Raw genomic sequence first — 18541 nt, forward strand, 5'->3', positions numbered from 1 at the left:
ACTGATACGCTCGTTCTTGTACAACATCAGGCGTGAGGGCTGAGGGCAATGTGGTTTGCGCCTGGAACCTACCCGCTTTGCGACCGTCAATCCTCTGTTTTTCCGTGACAGACAGGGCGTTAGCGTTCTGTGATCCTTTTCTCCTTTCGCTATTTTCCCGGTGGACAACGGTATGTTCCAAACGTATATTCAATTTGAATTATAAATCAATGTTGCATATATATGCAGAATTGATAGTACCCGGCGAAAAGCGAACGTAAATACGGGATCGGGTGTGTCGTCAACGTCGTTGACTCATACAGCGTGCGCCGTCGTGACGGGCCCATAGTCGTGGGATAGCGAAGTGATCCATGCACAAGCCAACAGTGTGCCGTTGGCGGCAGGAAAGCACGTTATGCCATTAACGCTACTTCTCCTATAAAGGCGAAAGAATATGGACTACCCGAAGCTGGCTCAAACGATACTGAAAGAAATTGGCGGCAGTGACAATATTGACAGTGTGATGCATTGCGCGACCCGGTTGCGTTTTCAACTAAAAGATAAATCACGGACGTCGAAAGAACGTCTTGAAGCGATAGACGGTATTTTGACCGTCATTTACAGTGGCGGTCAGGTACAGCTTGTCGCCGGCGAAGATGTCAACAAGGTTTATTTAGAATTACAAAAAAGAATCGTTTCCCCAACCACGACAGAAAGTCGCGCGGTGAGCAAAGGCAATTTATTTGAACAGTTCGTCAGTGTGATTTCCGGCGTTTTCCTTCCCGTGCTTGGCGTCATTGCGGCATCAGGGATATTAAAAGGGTTTCTGACGGCGGCGCTGATTGCCGGGGTAATGAATAAGGATGATGGAACCTATCAGATCCTTTTTATTGCGTCTGATGCGATGTTCTATTTTATGCCGATTATTTTAGGCTTTTCAGCGGGGAAAACGTTTAATACCAATCCCTATATTACTGCGACCATTGGTGCGGCGCTGGTTTATCCCATGCTCATCCAGCTTCATCAGGCGGAAACGCCATTAAGCTTTTTGCATATTCCCGTCATGCTGATGAATTATGTTCAGTCCGTGATCCCCATTATTATTGCCGCCTGGTTTACTGCCCGTCTGGATCATGTTCTGCAAAAAATCATTCCCGTCAGTCTTCAGCTTATTTTTATTCCTTTATCCCTGTTGGTTATTGCGGTGCCGGCGACGCTTCTCGCGATTGGGCCTGTTTCTATTTACGCCAGTAAATTGCTGGCCGACGGGTCGTTAGCGCTCTACCACTTAAGCCCGGTTGTCGCAGGGTTCTTGCTGGCGGGTGTTTGGCAGATTGCGGTTATTTTTGGACTGCATTGGGCCTTTATTCCTATTTTTATTAACAACATTGCGGTATATGGTTTCGATCCTATCAACGCATTGCTGTATTGTACGGTCTTTGCGCAGACCGGTGCCGCGCTTGCGGTTGCGATAAAAACACGTCAGACCAAGCTTAAAACGGTTGCCTATACGGCCTCGTTGTCGGGTTTCCTGGGAATTACCGAGCCAGCCATCTATGGGGTGAATTTACCGTCGAGAAAACCGTTTATTATGGCCTCTATCGGCTCGGCGGCCGGTGGCGCCATTGCCGGATTCTTCAGCGCCAAAATGTTTGGCGGGTTTGCATCGGGCGGGGTGTTTGGTATTCCGATGTTTATTAGCGCGGAAGGCATGGATTGGGGCTTCTATGGGTTCTGTCTTTCGCTTTTTGTTGCCTTTTTAGTCTCGGCTTTACTTACGATTACCTTTGGCTATAAAAATGATTCGGTTTCCATTCTCGATGAGAATGGCCCTGCGTCTTGAGGAGAAGGATAAATGTTAAGTATCCATGAGAACGGGAAGTCATTCCTTCAGGACGGTCAACCATTCTTTTATTTGGCTGATACAGTATGGAGCGCCTTCACGAATATTGCAGAAGACGATTGGGAATATTATCTCGATTATCGCAGGCAGCAGGGCTTTACCGTATTACAGATAAATATCCTGCCTCAGTGGGACAGGAGTAAAGGGCAGGCGCATCTTCACCCCTATTTACCCACCGAGAGCGGCTATGATTTTTCCTCGTGTAATACCGCTTATTTTCAACATGCCGAACGGATGGTGAAGTTAGCGACGGAAAAGGGATTTGTTGTTTCTCTGGTCCTATTGTGGTGTTCATACATTCCGGGAACCTGGGCGGATCAGTTGCGCAGAACGGCGCTCATACCGAAGGATGAGGTGGAGGCCTATGTGACCACAGTCGACCGCTATTTCTCAAAATATCATCCTATTTATATGGTGAGCGGCGATACCGATTTCGAATCTGATAGTATTGTTGATTACTATGAAATTGCCTTAAACAAGATTAAGACGCTGGCGCCGCAAAGCCTGACGACGCTGCATATTCGTGGGCGTCTGGATGTCATTCCTTCAAGGCTGGAAGCGAATCCGCATCTTGATTTCTGGTGTTACCAGTCAGGACATAATGCGCAATTCCAGGCAACGGCCTATACCCTGGCTCAGTGTTTTTCCGCAAAAATGCCGCGCAAACCCGTTATCAATTCAGAACCCTGTTATGAAATGATCAGCTACAGCCGCCAGCAATATGGGCGCTTTACTCGCTTTGATGTGCGTCGGGCTGCGTGGCAGAGCATTTTATCCGGCGCGGGGGCCGGCGTGAGCTATGGCGCGCATGGTATCTGGAACTGGCATGAAAAAAATCTTAGCTACGGCGTCGCACTGGGGGAGGGGTTTTTATCTCCCTATGTATGGCGAGATGCCCTCCATTTCCCTGGCGCGTGGGATTACGCCTTTATTAAGCGTTTTATCGTCCAACATGGGTTATTTGATCTCTCGCCATTCGAGGGGCTGATTGCCGCATCGCCTGAAATCAGAGCGGCGCGCCAGAAAAATACCTTGCTGATCTATGTTCCTTTTAATATCGAATTGTCGCTGACGTCGGACATGAATATCGCGTGCGTCAGTGTGATTGAGTTGGAAAGCCAGCGTACCTTATCGCTTGATTTTACCTTGTCGGATAATCGGTTGTCTTTACCGATGCATACCTTTCAGGGCGACTGTCTCTATGTGATCTCGGGTAGCTGATCGCACGTTTTTATTTACGGTACGAGGGGGGATTCTCTCGTACCGCATTGACTTTCCTGTCTCCGCTAGACTCCAAACCGCAGGGACGTAAGTTAGCGTCTTTCATCGGCGTCTCTCTTTCTGGGGGGCGGAATGCCTGCTGAAATATCACATTCGCTCTTGAAATTATCCTGGTCTATCCCCATTTCATGCTCATCGTCATCAGCCTGAATAACATTAGGATTGAGGTAAATAGCAATGAGTATGAAAGGCCAAGAAACTCGCGGGTTCCAGTCTGAAGTCAAGCAACTGCTGCATTTGATGATCCATTCGCTCTATTCCAACAAAGAAATTTTTCTGCGTGAATTGATCTCCAACGCCTCCGACGCGGCAGATAAACTGCGTTTCCGTGCGCTCTCGGCGCCTGAATTGTATGCTGGAGATGGTGAGCTGCGCGTTCGGGTATCGACGGATAAAGAAAAACGCACGCTGACGATTTCTGATAACGGCATCGGTATGAGTCGCGATGAGGTTATCGATAATCTGGGGACGATTGCGAAATCCGGCACCAAGGCTTTTCTGGAGTCCATGGGATCCGATCAGGTAAAAGATAGCCAGCTGATTGGTCAATTCGGCGTGGGTTTCTACTCTGCTTTCATCGTGGCGGATAAAGTCACCGTGCGTACCCGTGCGGCCGGTGCGAGTGCCGAACAGGGCGTGTTCTGGGAATCTGCCGGGGAAGGGGATTATACCGTTGCCGACATCACCAAAGACGATCGTGGAACCGAGATCACCCTGCACCTGCGTGAAGGCGAAGACGAGTTTTTAGATGACTGGCGCGTGCGTTCGATCATCAGTAAATATTCCGACCACATCGCGCTGCCGGTAGAGATTGAATCCCGCAAGGAAAGTGAAGAGGAAGGCGGCGAAACCACCGTCAGTTGGGAGAAAATCAACAAAGCTCAGGCGCTGTGGACGCGCAGTAAATCTGAAGTCAGCGATGAAGAATATCGTGAATTCTATAAGCATATCGCCCACGATTTTACCGATCCGCTGAGCTGGAGCCACAACCGCGTGGAAGGGAAGCAGGAGTACACCAGTCTGCTCTATATTCCTGCGCGCGCGCCGTGGGATATGTGGAACCGCGACCATAAACACGGCCTGAAACTGTATGTCCAGCGTGTTTTCATCATGGACGACGCCGAACAGTTCATGCCGAACTATCTGCGCTTTGTGCGCGGTCTGATTGATTCCAACGATCTACCGCTGAATGTCTCCCGTGAAATTTTGCAAGACAGCCGCATCACGCAGAATTTGCGTAACGCACTGACCAAGCGCGTGCTGCAAATGCTGGATAAACTGGCGAAAGACGATGCGGAAAAATACCAGACGTTCTGGCAACAGTTTGGTCTGGTGCTGAAAGAAGGCCCGGCGGAAGACGGCAGCAATCGAGAAGCAATCGCGAAATTACTGCGTTTTGCCACAACGCAATCCGACAGCTCGGCGCAGACGGTTTCGTTGGAAGATTATGTCAGTCGGATGGTCGAAGGTCAGGACAAGATTTACTACATCACCGCAGATAGCTATGCCGCGGCGAAAAGCAGTCCGCATCTGGAATTGTTCCGCAAGAAAGGGATCGAAGTCTTGCTGTTGTCCGACCGTATTGACGAATGGATGATGAGCTACCTGACTGAGTTCGATGGCAAGTCTTTCCAGTCTGTCAGCAAAGCGGACGATGCGTTGGATAAGCTGGCGGACGAAGAGAACGAAGCGCAAAAAGAGGCGGAAAAAGCGCTGGAGCCGTTTATCGAGCGTGTGAAAACGCTGCTGGGCGAGCGAGTGAAAGAGGTCCGCTTTACGCACCGTCTGACGGATACACCGGCAATTGTCGTAACTGACGCGAATGAGATGAGCACACAGATGGCCAAACTGTTTGCCGCTGCGGGTCAGGAGGCACCGGAAGTGAAGTACATTTTCGAGCTGAACCCGGAACATACGCTGGTGAAACGCGCCGCAGAGGTGGCTGACGATGCGCAGTTTGGCGAGTGGGTCGAGCTGCTGCTGGATCAGGCCTTGCTGGCCGAGCGTGGTACGCTTGAAGATCCGAACCTGTTTATCCGCCGTATGAATCAGTTGCTGAGCGCCTGATATCTCCCGGACCCCGGTAGCCGCCGGGGTCTCCTTTCGCTTTTGGTTTATCTTTCTGCTGACGAAAATGTCTTCGTCTACACTGAAATACAGCGCCGGGCAGGGTGGGCTACACGCGGGTATTCCACATGTCTGATTTTTTCATCGTTATGCGCGTTGCTGAAGCGAGCCCGTTCCTTGAGGATAACCGTCTGGAATGGTATGGTTTAGCGTTTTTTCAAATTTATTTTATAAATACTACATAGCAAGGGGATTTACGCGATGCGTATTATTCTGCTGGGCGCTCCGGGCGCAGGCAAAGGTACTCAGGCTCAATTCATCATGGAAAAATACGGTATTCCGCAAATTTCCACGGGTGACATGCTGCGTGCAGCGGTAAAAGCCGGTACTGAATTGGGTAAGCAGGCTAAAGAAATCATGGATGCGGGTAAACTCGTCACTGATGAACTGGTCATTGCGCTGGTTAAAGAGCGCATCGCCCAGGACGATTGCCGTAACGGTTTCTTGCTGGATGGCTTCCCACGCACCATCCCGCAAGCTGATGCTATGAAAGAAGCTGGCATCAACGTAGATTATGTTATCGAATTTGCGGTTCCTGACGAGCTGATTATCGATCGTATTGTTGGTCGCCGCGTGCATGCCGCTTCTGGCCGCGTTTATCATGTGAAATTCAATCCGCCTAAAGTGGAAGGCAAAGACGATGTGACCGGCGAGGATCTGACCATCCGTAAGGACGATCAGGAAGAGACCGTGCGTAAACGTCTGGTTGAGTACCATCAGCAAACTGCGCCGCTGGTTTCTTACTATCAGAAAGAAGCGGACGCTGGCAACACGCGCTATTTCAAAGTGGAAGGCACGCGTAAGGTCGATGAAGTTCGCGCAGAGCTGGAAACCATCCTGGGCTGATGAGCTTCAGCGCGCAATGCGCTGTCACCAGAATGCCGGACGTGAGTCTGGCATTTTTTTCATTCTTACTCATGTCACTCCCTCGCTTTCCTCTATTAATAGTATCGGTATTATCCTTATTATCTGCCCGTATTCGCTTGGCTTTTTCGCTACAATGTATCCGTCATATCTCAAGCAGCATAATCGTTGGCTGGTTAAGTTTGCTCCCGGCGATTTTATCCTGCGGTTGCCGTTTGTCTGCAACGCGATGATTCCGATATAGACGATGAAATATTACGCACTGGCAGGCGAAATGCCTGTTTATCCATAAAAGGAAGACGGCGATGAAACAAGAGAAATATGGGGTGTTGATGGTGAACTTAGGGACGCCTGATGCCCCGACGCCGCAGGCGGTGAAGCGTTACCTGGCTGAGTTCCTGAGTGACCGCCGCGTGGTCGATACGACGCGCCTGTTATGGTGGCCGCTGTTGCGCGGCATCATTCTGCCAACGCGCTCGCCGCGTGTGGCAAAGCTTTATCAATCCGTCTGGATGGACGGCGGTTCGCCGCTGCTGGTGATCAGCCGTCGACAGCAGCAGGCGCTGGCCGCGCGAATGCCGGATACTCCGGTGGAGTTGGGGATGAGCTACGGCTCACCCAGCCTGCGCTCGGCGCTGGATAAGTTGCTGGCGCAGGGAGTGACGCAACTGGTCGTGTTGCCTATGTATCCGCAATACTCCTGTTCAACCACGGCAGCCGTGTGGGATGGACTGGCGACACAGCTGCGTGAAACCCGGCAACTGCCCGGCGTTCACTTCATCCGTGATTATGCACAACATCCTGCTTATATTTCGGCGCTGAAGCATCGCGTTGAGCAGTCTTTCGCCGAGCATGGCGAGCCGGACAAACTGGTCATTTCCTACCACGGTATTCCTGTGCGCTATGCCAACGAAGGAGATGATTATCCGCAGCGCTGTCGGGCGACGACGGAGGCATTGATTGCCGCGCTGGGGCTGCCGCAAGAGAAAGTGATGATGACCTTTCAATCGCGTTTTGGTCGTGAGCCCTGGCTGACGCCGTATACGGATGAAACGATGCAGAAGTTAGCGGGACGAGGTATTAAGCATATTCAGATTATGTGTCCCGGCTTTGCTGCCGACTGTCTGGAGACCTTGGAGGAAATTCAGGAGCAAAACCGGGAAATCTTTCTGCATGCAGGCGGAGAGGCATTCCACTACATTCCTGCCCTGAATGACGATCCGCTGCATATCGATTTGTTGGAACAACTGGTTAACAACGCCAGCTAGGCCGGTTTGGCGCCGCATTGCGTGGGTAATATCCTTCAGGATACCGCTTAGTAAATAAAAATGGCGGGCAATATTTTGCCCGCCATTTTTGCTTTCAGTCTCTGTGTGCTCAGATGGGGCACTCTTGAGGTTGCGCGGTGATTTCATCCAACTTGAGCAGCATGATCATACTGTTGGCGATTTCTCGCTCGCCCATGACCACCTGATCGGCGCCGTGTTCGGTAATATAGCTGACTTCATCGTCATAATGCGCACGGGCGATGATTTCCAAATCCGCACGCTTCTCACGCGCCGCCGCGACGATTTCCCCTGCTTCATAGCCATTTGGTATCGTCAGTAACAGCCAGCGTGCGCAGTCCAGACGGGCAACATCCATAATTTCCGGTTTGGCGGCGTTGCCTAATACCGCCTTGATTCCCTGTTCACGCAGCGCATCGACCCGTGCACGCGAACTCTCGATGACCACGACAGGAATACCGGCCTGATGCAGTTTGGCGCCAATCAGGCTGCCGACGCGACCGTAGCCGACCAGCAGCGCGTGGTTGCACATATCGACCGGAATCTGTTTCTCTTCTTCGATCGCCTCTTCCACAATCTGCTCTTCGATGGTTTCATTCTTCGCAAGGTAACGTTCAAGCATTGTAAACAGCAATGGGTTCAGCATGATGGAGAGGATTGCGCCTGCCAGCACTAAACTTCTTCCTTCTTCAGACAACAGCCCCAGAGCGATGCCGAGCCCGGCCAGAATAAAGGCAAATTCCCCGATCTGCGCCAGACTGGCGGAAATGGTTAACGCCGTTCGTTTTGAGTGGCCAAAGAGGCGGACCAGCAGGAAAGCGGCGGCTGACTTACCGAAGACAATGATCGCCAGCGTGACAAGCACGGAAATCGGACTGTTCAACAGAATCATCGGGTCGAACAGCATGCCGACGGAAACAAAGAACAGCACGGCGAACGCATCGCGTAGCGGCAAGGTATCGTGTGCGGCACGCTGGCTGAGCTCCGACTCGTTCAACACCACGCCGGCGAAGAAAGCGCCGAGAGCAAAGGAGACATCGAACAGCTTCACGGCGCCAAAGGCGATCCCCAATGCCATCGCCAACACGGCCAGTGTGAACAGCTCCCGTGAGCCGGTGCTGGCGCTTTTCGCCAATACCCACGGCACCAGACGGCGGCCAATCACAATCATCAGGGTGATGAAGGCAACAACTTTACCGATCGTCCAGGCGAGATCAACGAACAGTTTGCTGGTATCGGTATGTTCCGCGCCGAGCATATCCCCGAAGGCGGGCAGCAGGACCAACGTCAGTACCATGGCCAGATCTTCTACGATCAGCCAGCCAATAGCGATTTGACCGCGCTGGCTGTCAATTAGCTGGCGTTCTTCCAGCGCCCGCAACAGTACCACGGTACTCGCGGTGGACAAACAAAGACCAAAAACCAGACCGGTTGCCAGGCTCCAGCCCAGCGCTGCGGATAGCCCCATTCCAAGCAGCGTTGCCACGGCAATCTGGGCAATGGCTCCCGGAATGGCGATAGACTTTACCGCCATGAGGTCTTTTAATGAGAAGTGCAGACCGACGCCAAACATCAGCAGAATGACGCCAATCTCAGCCAGCTCTGAGGCCAGCGACATATCGGCGACAAAGCCCGGTGTAAAAGGGCCGACAAGCACGCCTGCGGCAAGATAACCGACAAGAGGGGATATTCTTAGGCGATTTGCCAGAATGCCGAGAAGGAAGGCTAAAACCAGTCCTCCGGCGATAGTAGAAATTAGCGGTGTTGTAGCATGCATCCCGACTCCTTTTGCCATAGGTGAAACGTCATTGAGCGGATTTACCCTTCTTACTTTGAAGCTACAGCTTGGTTAGCGGCGCTCACTTACCCTTATCGCTCTCATCATTCACCGGAAAGCTTCTTGGGATCCGTTCGTTTGCTGTCTGGCTGCAACGCCAATTATTCTGGGTATACACAAATTCTATTGTATATAGAGAAATGTTGCTTGGTTAAAAATGGTATTTTGTGAAAAATATCAGTTTCTCCAACTAAAGATAGTGTAACACAGATTTAATGATGGTTTCTCTCGATAAGCATTGATAAACATGCTTAATTATTCTGATAATGCGACTTTATCTCCAGTGGCGACTTGCCGGCTCCCCTTGTGACTGGCGAAAAGATCCTCTCCACGGGTGAGCATCCTCAGAAAACAAGGGATAAATGGTCCAAAACCGGGTTATTGAGATGAAGCATCCATATTAACAATAATTCGTGACGGCACGACGACAATATCGTGGCATGGCGTCATGACTGTCGCCGGACATCATCTGATTTTTTCAGCAACCGCGCACGACCGGCTGAAAGCGTGAATGTCTTTCGCGTATTGTTCATCCTGCTGTGATAATTTGTGGAGCGGGTGTCTCAATGGTTCCACGGCGTCTTTAAAATAAAACGGAGATTATCATGCGCTTTTCAGTAAAAGCTCTGGGATGTGCGATGGCGGTATCGCTGGCGATAACACCATTTATGTCAATGGCTTGGGAAAAAGATAAAACGTACTCCATCACGATTTTGCATACCAATGACCATCATGGCCATTTCTGGCATAACGATCACGGCGAATATGGGTTGGCGGCGCAAAAAACGCTGGTCGATCAGATTCGTCAGGAAGTGGCCAGTAAAGGGGGGAGCGTGTTGTTGCTTTCCGGCGGTGATATCAATACTGGCGTGCCCGAATCCGATTTACAGGATGCAGAGCCGGATTTCCGCGGTATGAACATGGTGGGCTATGATGCCATGGCGCTCGGCAATCATGAATTCGATAATCCGCTGTCCGTCCTGCGTCAGCAGGAGAAATGGGCGAAATTCCCGCTATTGTCGGCCAATATCTATCAAAAAAGTACCCAACAGCGTCTATTCAAACCTTATGCGTTGTTTGACAGGCAAGGTGTAAAAATCGCGGTTATCGGGCTGACAACGGATGATACGGCCAAATTAGGCAATCCTGAATTTTTTACCGATATCGAATTCCGCAATCCCGCGAAGGAAGCAGAGCAGGTTGTTGAACAATTGCGTAAGAGCGAACAGCCGGATGTGATTATCGCAGCGACGCATATGGGGCACTATGACGATGGCAATCACGGCTCGAATGCGCCGGGCGATGTAGAAATGGCGCGCAGCCTGCCTGCTGGATATCTCGATATGATTGTTGGGGGGCACTCACAGGATCCCGTCTGTATGGCGCAGGAAAATAAAAAACAGGTGGATTATGTGCCGGGCGCGCCTTGTGCTCCCGATCGGCAGAACGGGACGTGGATTGTTCAGGCGCATGAGTGGGGAAAATATGTGGGACGTGCGGATTTCACGTTCCGTTACGGCGAACTGAAGCTTGAGAATTATCAGCTCATTCCGGTCAACCTGAAGAAAAAAATTGAGAAAGACGGCAAAACCGAGCGTGTTTTCTATACGCATGAAATTACGCAGGATCCTGCTGTGATGAGCATGTTGACGCCGTTCCAGGAAAAAGGGCAGGCGCAATTAGGCGTCAAGATCGGCAGTGTGAAAGGCAAGCTGGAGGGCGATCGCAGTCAGGTGCGTTTCCGTCAAACCAATCTCGCGCGGGTATTGCTGTCGGCGCAGCTTGAGCGTGCCGGGGCCGACTTTGCCGTGATGAGCGGTGGTGGCGTGCGTGATTCCATTGAATCGGGCGATATCACCTATAAAGATGTACTTAAGGTGCAACCGTTCGCTAATACGCTGGTTTACGTGGATATGTCAGGCCGCGATGTCGAGAAGTTTTTGACCGTTGCCGCGAATAAAAAGGTGGATTCCGGCGCCTATGCGCAATTCCTCAACGTCAGTCTGACGGTGGACGAGCAGGGCGTGCGGGACGTGAAAATCAAAGGCGAACCGTTACAAGCCGATAAAGTTTACCGTATGGCGACGCTAAACTTTAATGCGATGGGCGGCGATGGCTACCCGCGCCTTGATACTCTGCCGGGCTATGTGAACACCGGTTTTGTAGATGCTGAAGTATTGAAACAGTACATCGAGAAGCATTCGCCGCTGGATGCGGCAGCCTATGAACCGAAAGGCGAGATCGTTTATAAGTAACAAATCAGTGATGGCGGTTTTTAGCGATGTTCTTACCACTCGCCATCTTCCTCTGGCCGCGAATTTCGCGGCCTTTTATTTTTGATGCGCCCGATATCTCTCCCACCACTCATTGCGTCATTCTAACCGCTTAGCCCGCTATTCTACCGCCTACGCAAATACCCGCCCCACGCGCGCACGCGATGGCGTATCGTGCCGCCATAATCTTTTTATCAGCAAGACGTGATGACCATGCCATCGCATCTTGCGTTACCCGCGTTCACCTTTCTACCGCTAAAAAATCAAATAACGATGATTTTAAATTGAAGGATGTCTTATGAAGAGCAGTACCATTCTTAAACACATCCCCTGGATGATTCTTGGGATCATAGGGGCAGCCTGCCTCGGCGTGGTTGCACTACGCCGCGGTGAGCATATCAGTGCATTATGGATTATTGTCGCTTCTGTCGCCGTCTACCTCGTGGCTTACCGCTACTACAGTCTGTATATTGCGCAAAAAGTCATGCGGCTGGATCCGACCAGAGCGACCCCGGCCGTTGTGAACAATGACGGTCTTAACTATGTGCCGACGAACCGCAACGTGCTGTTCGGGCACCATTTTGCCGCGATCGCCGGGGCGGGCCCGCTGGTTGGGCCGGTGCTGGCTGCGCAGGTCGGCTACTTGCCGGGCACCTTATGGCTGCTGGCCGGCGTGGTGTTGGCGGGGGCGGTACAGGACTTCATGGTACTGTTTATCTCTACCCGTCGTAACGGCGCGTCGTTGGGCGAAATCGTCAAGAAAGAGCTGGGGCCTGTACCGGGCACGATTGCGCTGTTCGGCTGTTTCCTCATTATGATTATCATTCTGGCCGTGCTGGCGCTGATTGTGGTCAAAGCGCTGGCGGAAAGCCCGTGGGGCGTGTTTACCGTGTGCTCGACGGTGCCGATCGCGCTGTTTATGGGGATTTACATGCGCTTTATCCGTCCGGGTAAAGTGGGTGAAGTCTCGGTAATCGGTATCGTTCTGCTGGTGCTGGCGATTTGGTTCGGGGGCGTGGTTGCCCACGACCCGTACTGGGGCCCGGCGCTGACCTTCAAAGACACGACGATCACCTATACCCTGATCGGTTATGCCTTTGTCTCCGCACTGCTGCCGGTGTGGCTGATCCTGGCTCCGCGTGACTATCTGGCGACCTTCCTGAAGATCGGCGTGATCGTCGGTCTGGCGATTGGCATCGTGATCCTGAATCCGGATCTGAAAATGCCGGCGGTAACGCAGTTTGTGGATGGCACCGGTCCGGTCTGGAAAGGTACGTTGTTCCCATTCCTGTTCATTACTATCGCTTGTGGCGCCGTGTCGGGTTTCCATGCGCTGATCGCGTCGGGTACGACGCCGAAATTACTGGCTAACGAAAACGATGCGCGCTTCATCGGTTATGGCGCGATGCTGATGGAGTCCTTCGTCGCGGTGATGGCGCTGGTTGCGGCATCTATCATTGAACCGGGTCTGTACTTCGCGATGAATACCCCGCCGGCCGCGCTGGGGATTACGATGCCGGATCTGCACCGACTGGGCACCACGGATGCGCCGATGATTCTGTCACAGTTGCAGGACGTTTCTGCACACGCGGCGGCAACCGTTAGCGCCTGGGGTTTTGTGATTTCTCCCGAGCAGATTCTGCAAACGGCGAAAGACATCGGTGAACCTTCCGTTCTGAACCGTGCAGGCGGCGCGCCTACGCTGGCGGTGGGTATCGCACACGTGTTCCACCAGATCATTCCTAGCGCCGACATGGGCTTCTGGTATCACTTCGGTATTCTGTTTGAAGCGTTGTTCATTCTGACGGCGTTGGATGCGGGTACGCGTGCTGGTCGTTTCATGTTGCAGGATCTGTTGGGTAACTTCATTCCATTCCTGAAAAAAACCGACTCGCTGGTTGCGGGTATCATTGGTACGGCGGGCTGCGTCGGTCTATGGGGTTATCTGTTGTATCAGGGTGTCGTCGATCCGTTGGGCGGCGTGAAGAGCCTGTGGCCGCTGTTCGGTATCTCCAACCAGATGCTGGCGGCTGTGGCATTGGTGCTGGGTACGGTGATCCTGATTAAGATGAAGCGTGCACAGTACATTTGGGTCACGCTGGTTCCGGCGATTTGGCTGCTGATCTGTACGACCTGGGCGCTGGGGCTGAAACTGTTCAGTGATAACCCGCAGTTGGAAGGTTTCTTCTACATGGCGAACATGTTCAAGGGCAAGATTGTGGAAGGTGGTGCCGATCTGAGTGCGCAGCAGATTGCGAACATGAATCATATCGTGACGAACAACTATACCAACGCGGGACTGAGTATCCTGTTCCTGATTGTGGTCTATAGCATCATCGCTTACGGTATCAAAGAGGCGCTGGCTGCACGTAAAGTGCCAGAACGCACCGATCAGGAAACGCCTTACGTGCCGGTTCCTGAAGGCGGCGTGAAAGTTTCTTCCGGCCACTAAGTTCTACACCCCGTCAGATTTTGCGAGACGGCTAACAAGGCCGAACGAGAAAGATGACGGGGACAGATACCCTGTATAATGTATAACGTTATACGGGGTATTTTTTATATCGCTGCTATCGCTGGCGATGGTCTGGAGGTAATGATGTTCGGCAATCTGGGAAAAGCAGGAAAATATTTGGGCCAGGCGGCGCGCATGCTGGTCGGTATGCCAGACTATGATACCTATGTTCAGCATATGCAGACGAATCATCCGGATAAACCGGTGATGACGTATGAGGAATTCTTCCGCGAACGCCAGCAGGCGCGTTACGGCGGGGATGGCAAAGGCGGGATGCGTTGCTGTTAGACTTGGGAATCTGTTATGACTCAATCTTTATCTGTTGCGGCTAAACCCGTGTATGTCACTATTCTGACCGGCTTTCTTGGCGCGGGGAAAACCACGTTATTACGGCATATTCTCAATGCCGACCACGGTTATAAAATTGCCGTGATTGAAAACGAATTTGGCGAAGTGCCGATTGATCATACCTTGATCGGCGAACGTGCCAGCCAGATCACGACCTTAAGCAACGGTTGCATCTGCTGTTCGCAGTCCAATGAGCTGGCTGATGCGCTGCTCGATTTGCTGGACGGTGTGGATAACGGGACGCTGGATTTTGACCACGTAGTGATTGAATGCACCGGTATGGCCGATCCGGGGCCGGTGGCGCAGACGTTCTTCTCTCATGACGTTATCTGTGAACGCTTTGTTTTAGACGGTATTATCACGTTAGTGGATGCCGTTCACGCGCAGCAGCAGCTCGATCAGTTTACCATCGCTCAATCGCAGATTGGCTATGCCGATCGGATCTTGCTAAGTAAAACCGATGTGGCCGGTGAGGATGAAGCGTTGGTGCAGCGTCTTCAGCGTATCAATGCGCGTGCGCCGATTTACCCTGTCGTCCACGGCGATATCGATCTGGACGTGCTGTTTAATATCAATGGTTTTATTCTCAACGACGAACTGGCCGTCAAAACGCCGGTGTTCCGTTTTATTGCCCCTGAGCAGAATAATGTGCACTCGATCGTTGTGTCTCTCGATAACGGCGTTGAGCTTCAGGCTGTTTCTGACGTGATGGAAAACCTGTTGCTGCAATTTTCCGATAATCTGCTGCGTTATAAAGGCATTCTGGCGATTCACGGTGATGAGCGCCGCCTCCTGTTTCAAGGCGTTCAGCGCCTATACAGCGCCGATTGGGACAGAGAATGGCAGCCTGATGAAGAAAGAAAGAGCGTGCTGGTGTTTATCGGGGTGGACTTACCTGAACAGGAGATCCGTGACGCTTTTGCCCGCCTGACGGCATAGTCCTGTTCCTCTCGTCTGTGCTGGCCGTTCGGCCAGCACGATCGTGGTTGTCTCGCCCCTTGCGATTCCTTAACTTGCTTGTGTTACGCGGCAGGTAACATTGTGCGATTGCACGAAAAAATCCCTACCATATGGTAATTATTACAGACACATCTAAAACGTGATCGTCTCTCGCTTTTTAATGGAATATCGGTGTTATTTTGTTGAAATGATATTTCATTTTATTGGGGTGACTATGCGTAGTGGTCTTACTTTGTCGTTAATGGCTTCCTGCATTACAGTGGGGATTCACGTTGGTACGGTGCAAGCGGCTAGTTCAGTGAAATTTCCCGATAAAATTTGTGACGTAACGCAATACGGGGCTGAAGGGCACCGCCTACAGATCGCGCTCAATACCCAGGCTTTTCAGAAAGCGATTGATGATTGCGCTGCGGCTGGCGGTGGGACGGTGCAGGTTCCCCGTGGTAACTATCTGGTCGATCCGCTGTTCCTGAAAAGTAACATCCGGCTAAATCTGGCCAAAGAGGCGACCATCGTCGCGTCGACCGAAGAGGCCGCGTATCGCGCAACGGAAAAAAACCGTTATGCGGAAGCGGAAAATGGCTGGCTTCCTTTTATCAGCATTGCCGATGCGCAGAACGTCGCCATAACGGGAGAAGGCACCATTGATGGGCAGGGCGCTGTCTGGTGGGAACGCTGGCGTGCGAATATCCGTGCCACCGGCAAAAAAGGGGGGACAGACCGCCCGCGTCTGATTTATATCAAAAACGCCAGTAACGTGTTGGTTGACGGTGTAACGTTGACCCACTCTCCCAGCTTCCACGTCGTTATGCGCTACTCACAGGATGTGGATGTGAACGGTACCCGAATACTGTCGCCGTGGCATGCGCCGAATACGGATGCCATCGATCCGATCGACAGCCAGAATATTCGCATCACCAATAACTATATCGACTGTAATGACGACCATATCGCGATAAAAGCCGAAAAACCGGACAGCCGTTTCCCGAACGGCGTGGTGGATAACATCTATATTGCCAACAATATCCTGAAGCAAGGGCGCGGTATTTCCATCGGTAGTGAAACGTCCGGCGGCGTGAATAACGTGCTGGTTGAAAATAACCGGTTTGAAGGCTCGATGTACGGTATCCGAATCAAGACCTCGCGCGGTAAAGGCGGTGAGGTGAAAAATATCATTTATCGCAATACTAAAATGGTGGATGTCGAAATCCCGCTGGTTTTTGCCGGCTACTATAAAGCCGCGCCGATTGTGCAGGCGGAGGTCGACAAGATGCTGGCCGAAGGCGGCTTTACGATGGGCGAACAGATTTATCCGCCGGATAGCGATCCTGCGCAGCCGTTTGATAAGTATAAGACGCCGCATTTTAGCAATGTGACGATTGAAAACCTGGAATCGACCGGTAAAACCAAGGCGGCAGCGTACATTATCGGCGTGCCGGAAGCGCCGCTCAGTGGTTTCCACTTTGATAACGTGCGCATTGATGCGGAGAAAGGGATCCGCGTCAGGCATGCGGAACTGCAAACCAGCGGACTGACGGTTAATGTGAAACAAGGCCCGGTTATGCAGTTGGATAAGGGCGCTAAAGTCGATCGGTAACCGATGATGAAGCGGTAGCAGGGGACACACCGGCCGTGGCGTCCTCTGCTATCTGCTTCGTTTCATGATATCGCCGGGCAGGTTAACTCGCGTAATCGCGGGAACTAGTCATGCTTGGCGATATCGGCAAAGGTAGCGCGCAGCAGGCGGGCAAGATCCTCCGCAGCCAGTTCGATGTCCAACCCGCGTTTTCCGCCGGAAATAAAAATAGTCGCGAACTCGCGCGCCGGTTCATCAATCACGGTCGGCAGCAGTTTCTTCTGTCCCAGCGGGCTGATCCCCCCCACCAGATAGCCCGTCACGCGCTGAGCGATGGTTGGGTCGGCCATATCGGCTTTCTTGGCGGACAGCGCCCGTGCCACTTTTTTCAGATCCAGCATCCCGGCGACCGGCGTGACGGCCACCGCGAGATTTTTTGCGTCGCCATTCAGCGAAACCAGCAGCGTTTTATAAACCTGTGCTTTATTCAGCCCCAGCTTTCTGGCCGCTTCCTCACCAAAATTCGTTTCGTCACTGTCGTGGTGATAGCTGTGTAGCGTGAAAGGGACGTTATTCTTTTCGAGCAGTTTGACTGCGGGTGTCATGATTTTACTGTCCTTAGCCCGGTGTGAGGGCCATCTTGCGGACGCCGTTGTGCGTCGGGTTATTCTTCATTCGCCGTCTGAACGCTTGTTTTTTAACAGCGAAGGTAAATTTTCATCGCCGTACAGATGCAGGGCCCCCACGGCGACAATGTAGTTGCCGGGAGGCAGCGCCTGAAGCTGTTGTTGCCAGCGGCGGTTACGCTGGCTCATCAGCAGATCGGTCATTTCATTGCCAAACGTTGCGGGGATATCCGGTTTATACTTGCCGGGTTTGCTATCCAGCCACCAGCTCACCATGGTTTGCAATAGCCGCGCGTTGGTGCGCCAGTGCTTAATCGTGTCTTCCAGTAACGGCAGGCCGCCCTGCGGCAACTGCCGTAATAGGTCCACCTGCGTTTGCTGTCCTTCCAGTTCGATGATGTGAATGCCGTGAGATTTTGCCGCGTTAATCAACTGATAATCAATGCCGTAATCGGGACGTAGCCCCAGCAGTTGCGCCTGTCTTGCCTGCAACGTCAGCGCGGCTTGCCATGCCGGAAGCGTATCGATATTTTCCATCGGGAAAGCGAGCGAATGGCAGATGATCTGCAATTGCCGATAGTGTTCCGGGCTCAGACGCTGCGCGAGCGGTCGCTCGGCGTCGCTGTTGCCAAAGGGCGAGTGGGCGTCGGAAATATCGGCCTCGACGATAAGGGCCGTCGCGCGGCTGAGCTGTTGCAGCAAAGTATCGGGCAACGGCGACATTTGCTGGCTGCCCATATGAATGCTGCCCACCAGATGAAACTGGCGTGCGTTGGCAAGCTCAACGTCCATCGCGGGGTAGGCGTAAGCCAGTGGTGGGATAAAGCCAAGAAACGTCGCGATTCTACGCAGCAGTTGCCCCATGGTGTTGTCTCCTGATGTGAGACCGCTATGCTAAACGCTAGAGACAGAACAAGACAAGGCATACTGAGGGAGTGATGACGTGATGGCGTTGTCAGAAGCGAATGT

13 protein-coding genes are annotated in these 18541 nt (G+C 52.3%); 10 read left to right on the forward strand and 3 right to left on the reverse strand.

Annotated elements, in window-relative coordinates; translation table 11 throughout:
• Positions 1 to 433: 433 nt before the first annotated feature.
• The 5 genes from EDC54_RS01385 to hemH all read left to right on the forward strand — a co-directional run bounded on the left by EDC54_RS01385 (position 434) and on the right by hemH (position 7422).
• On the forward strand, positions 434 to 1822 hold the full coding sequence (locus EDC54_RS01385) for a PTS transporter subunit EIIC (protein ID WP_132452510.1): 1389 nt from the start codon (positions 434 to 436) through the stop codon (positions 1820 to 1822).
• Positions 1823 to 1834: 12 nt separating this feature from the next.
• Positions 1835 to 3103 carry an apiosidase-like domain-containing protein gene (locus EDC54_RS01390; RefSeq protein ID WP_132452512.1) on the forward strand — a complete coding sequence of 423 codons (1269 nt, stop codon included), beginning with the start codon at positions 1835 to 1837 and terminating at the stop codon, positions 3101 to 3103.
• A gap of 243 nt (positions 3104 to 3346) precedes the next feature.
• Positions 3347 to 5230, forward strand: a complete 1884-nt coding sequence (gene htpG / locus EDC54_RS01395) for a molecular chaperone HtpG (RefSeq protein ID WP_165904263.1) — start codon at positions 3347 to 3349, stop codon at positions 5228 to 5230.
• A 261-nt stretch (positions 5231 to 5491) separates the two neighbouring features.
• Positions 5492 to 6136, forward strand: a complete 645-nt coding sequence (gene adk, locus EDC54_RS01400) for an adenylate kinase (RefSeq protein WP_132452516.1) — start codon at positions 5492 to 5494, stop codon at positions 6134 to 6136.
• A 323-nt stretch (positions 6137 to 6459) separates the two neighbouring features.
• Positions 6460 to 7422, forward strand: a complete 963-nt coding sequence (gene hemH / locus EDC54_RS01405) for a ferrochelatase (RefSeq protein WP_132452518.1) — start codon at positions 6460 to 6462, stop codon at positions 7420 to 7422.
• Between the two features lie 109 nt (positions 7423 to 7531).
• Here hemH and ybaL read toward each other — a convergent pair whose 3' ends face one another.
• Positions 7532 to 9217: a YbaL family putative K(+) efflux transporter gene (gene ybaL, locus EDC54_RS01410; RefSeq protein WP_132452520.1), complete on the reverse strand. Its 1686-nt coding sequence runs from the start codon at positions 9215 to 9217 to the stop codon at positions 7532 to 7534.
• A gap of 665 nt (positions 9218 to 9882) precedes the next feature.
• Here ybaL and ushA point away from each other — a divergent pair.
• The 5 genes from ushA (at position 9883) to EDC54_RS01435 (ending at position 16967) form a co-directional block, all read left to right on the forward strand.
• Positions 9883 to 11532, forward strand: coding sequence for a bifunctional UDP-sugar hydrolase/5'-nucleotidase UshA (ushA, locus tag EDC54_RS01415; RefSeq protein WP_132452522.1), 1650 nt, complete (start codon positions 9883 to 9885; stop codon positions 11530 to 11532).
• 316 nt (positions 11533 to 11848) lie between these two features.
• Positions 11849 to 14002 (forward strand): carbon starvation CstA family protein, encoded by a 2154-nt coding sequence (locus EDC54_RS01420; RefSeq protein WP_132452524.1) that lies wholly within the window; start codon positions 11849 to 11851, stop codon positions 14000 to 14002.
• Between the two features lie 144 nt (positions 14003 to 14146).
• A complete protein-coding gene (locus tag EDC54_RS01425; RefSeq protein WP_039353071.1) occupies positions 14147 to 14350 on the forward strand; it encodes a YbdD/YjiX family protein in 204 nt (67 codons plus the stop codon).
• Between the two features lie 15 nt (positions 14351 to 14365).
• Entirely contained in the window at positions 14366 to 15349 is a 984-nt protein-coding gene (yjiA, locus tag EDC54_RS01430; protein WP_132452526.1) for a GTPase, read from the forward strand.
• 235 nt (positions 15350 to 15584) lie between these two features.
• Entirely contained in the window at positions 15585 to 16967 is a 1383-nt protein-coding gene (locus tag EDC54_RS01435; protein WP_132452528.1) for a glycoside hydrolase family 28 protein, read from the forward strand.
• A 104-nt stretch (positions 16968 to 17071) separates the two neighbouring features.
• On the opposite strand, the gene ybaK is transcribed toward EDC54_RS01435, so the two are convergent.
• Both ybaK and EDC54_RS01445 read right to left on the reverse strand, forming a co-directional pair.
• Positions 17072 to 17551 carry a Cys-tRNA(Pro)/Cys-tRNA(Cys) deacylase YbaK gene (ybaK, locus tag EDC54_RS01440; protein ID WP_132452530.1) on the reverse strand — a complete coding sequence of 160 codons (480 nt, stop codon included), beginning with the start codon at positions 17549 to 17551 and terminating at the stop codon, positions 17072 to 17074.
• A gap of 66 nt (positions 17552 to 17617) precedes the next feature.
• Positions 17618 to 18436 (reverse strand): TraB/GumN family protein, encoded by an 819-nt coding sequence (locus EDC54_RS01445; RefSeq protein ID WP_132452532.1) that lies wholly within the window; start codon positions 18434 to 18436, stop codon positions 17618 to 17620.
• Between the last annotated feature and the right edge of the window lie 105 nt (positions 18437 to 18541).

The organism is Samsonia erythrinae, assembly GCF_004342665.1.
GTDB lineage: Bacteria > Pseudomonadota > Gammaproteobacteria > Enterobacterales > Enterobacteriaceae > Samsonia > Samsonia erythrinae.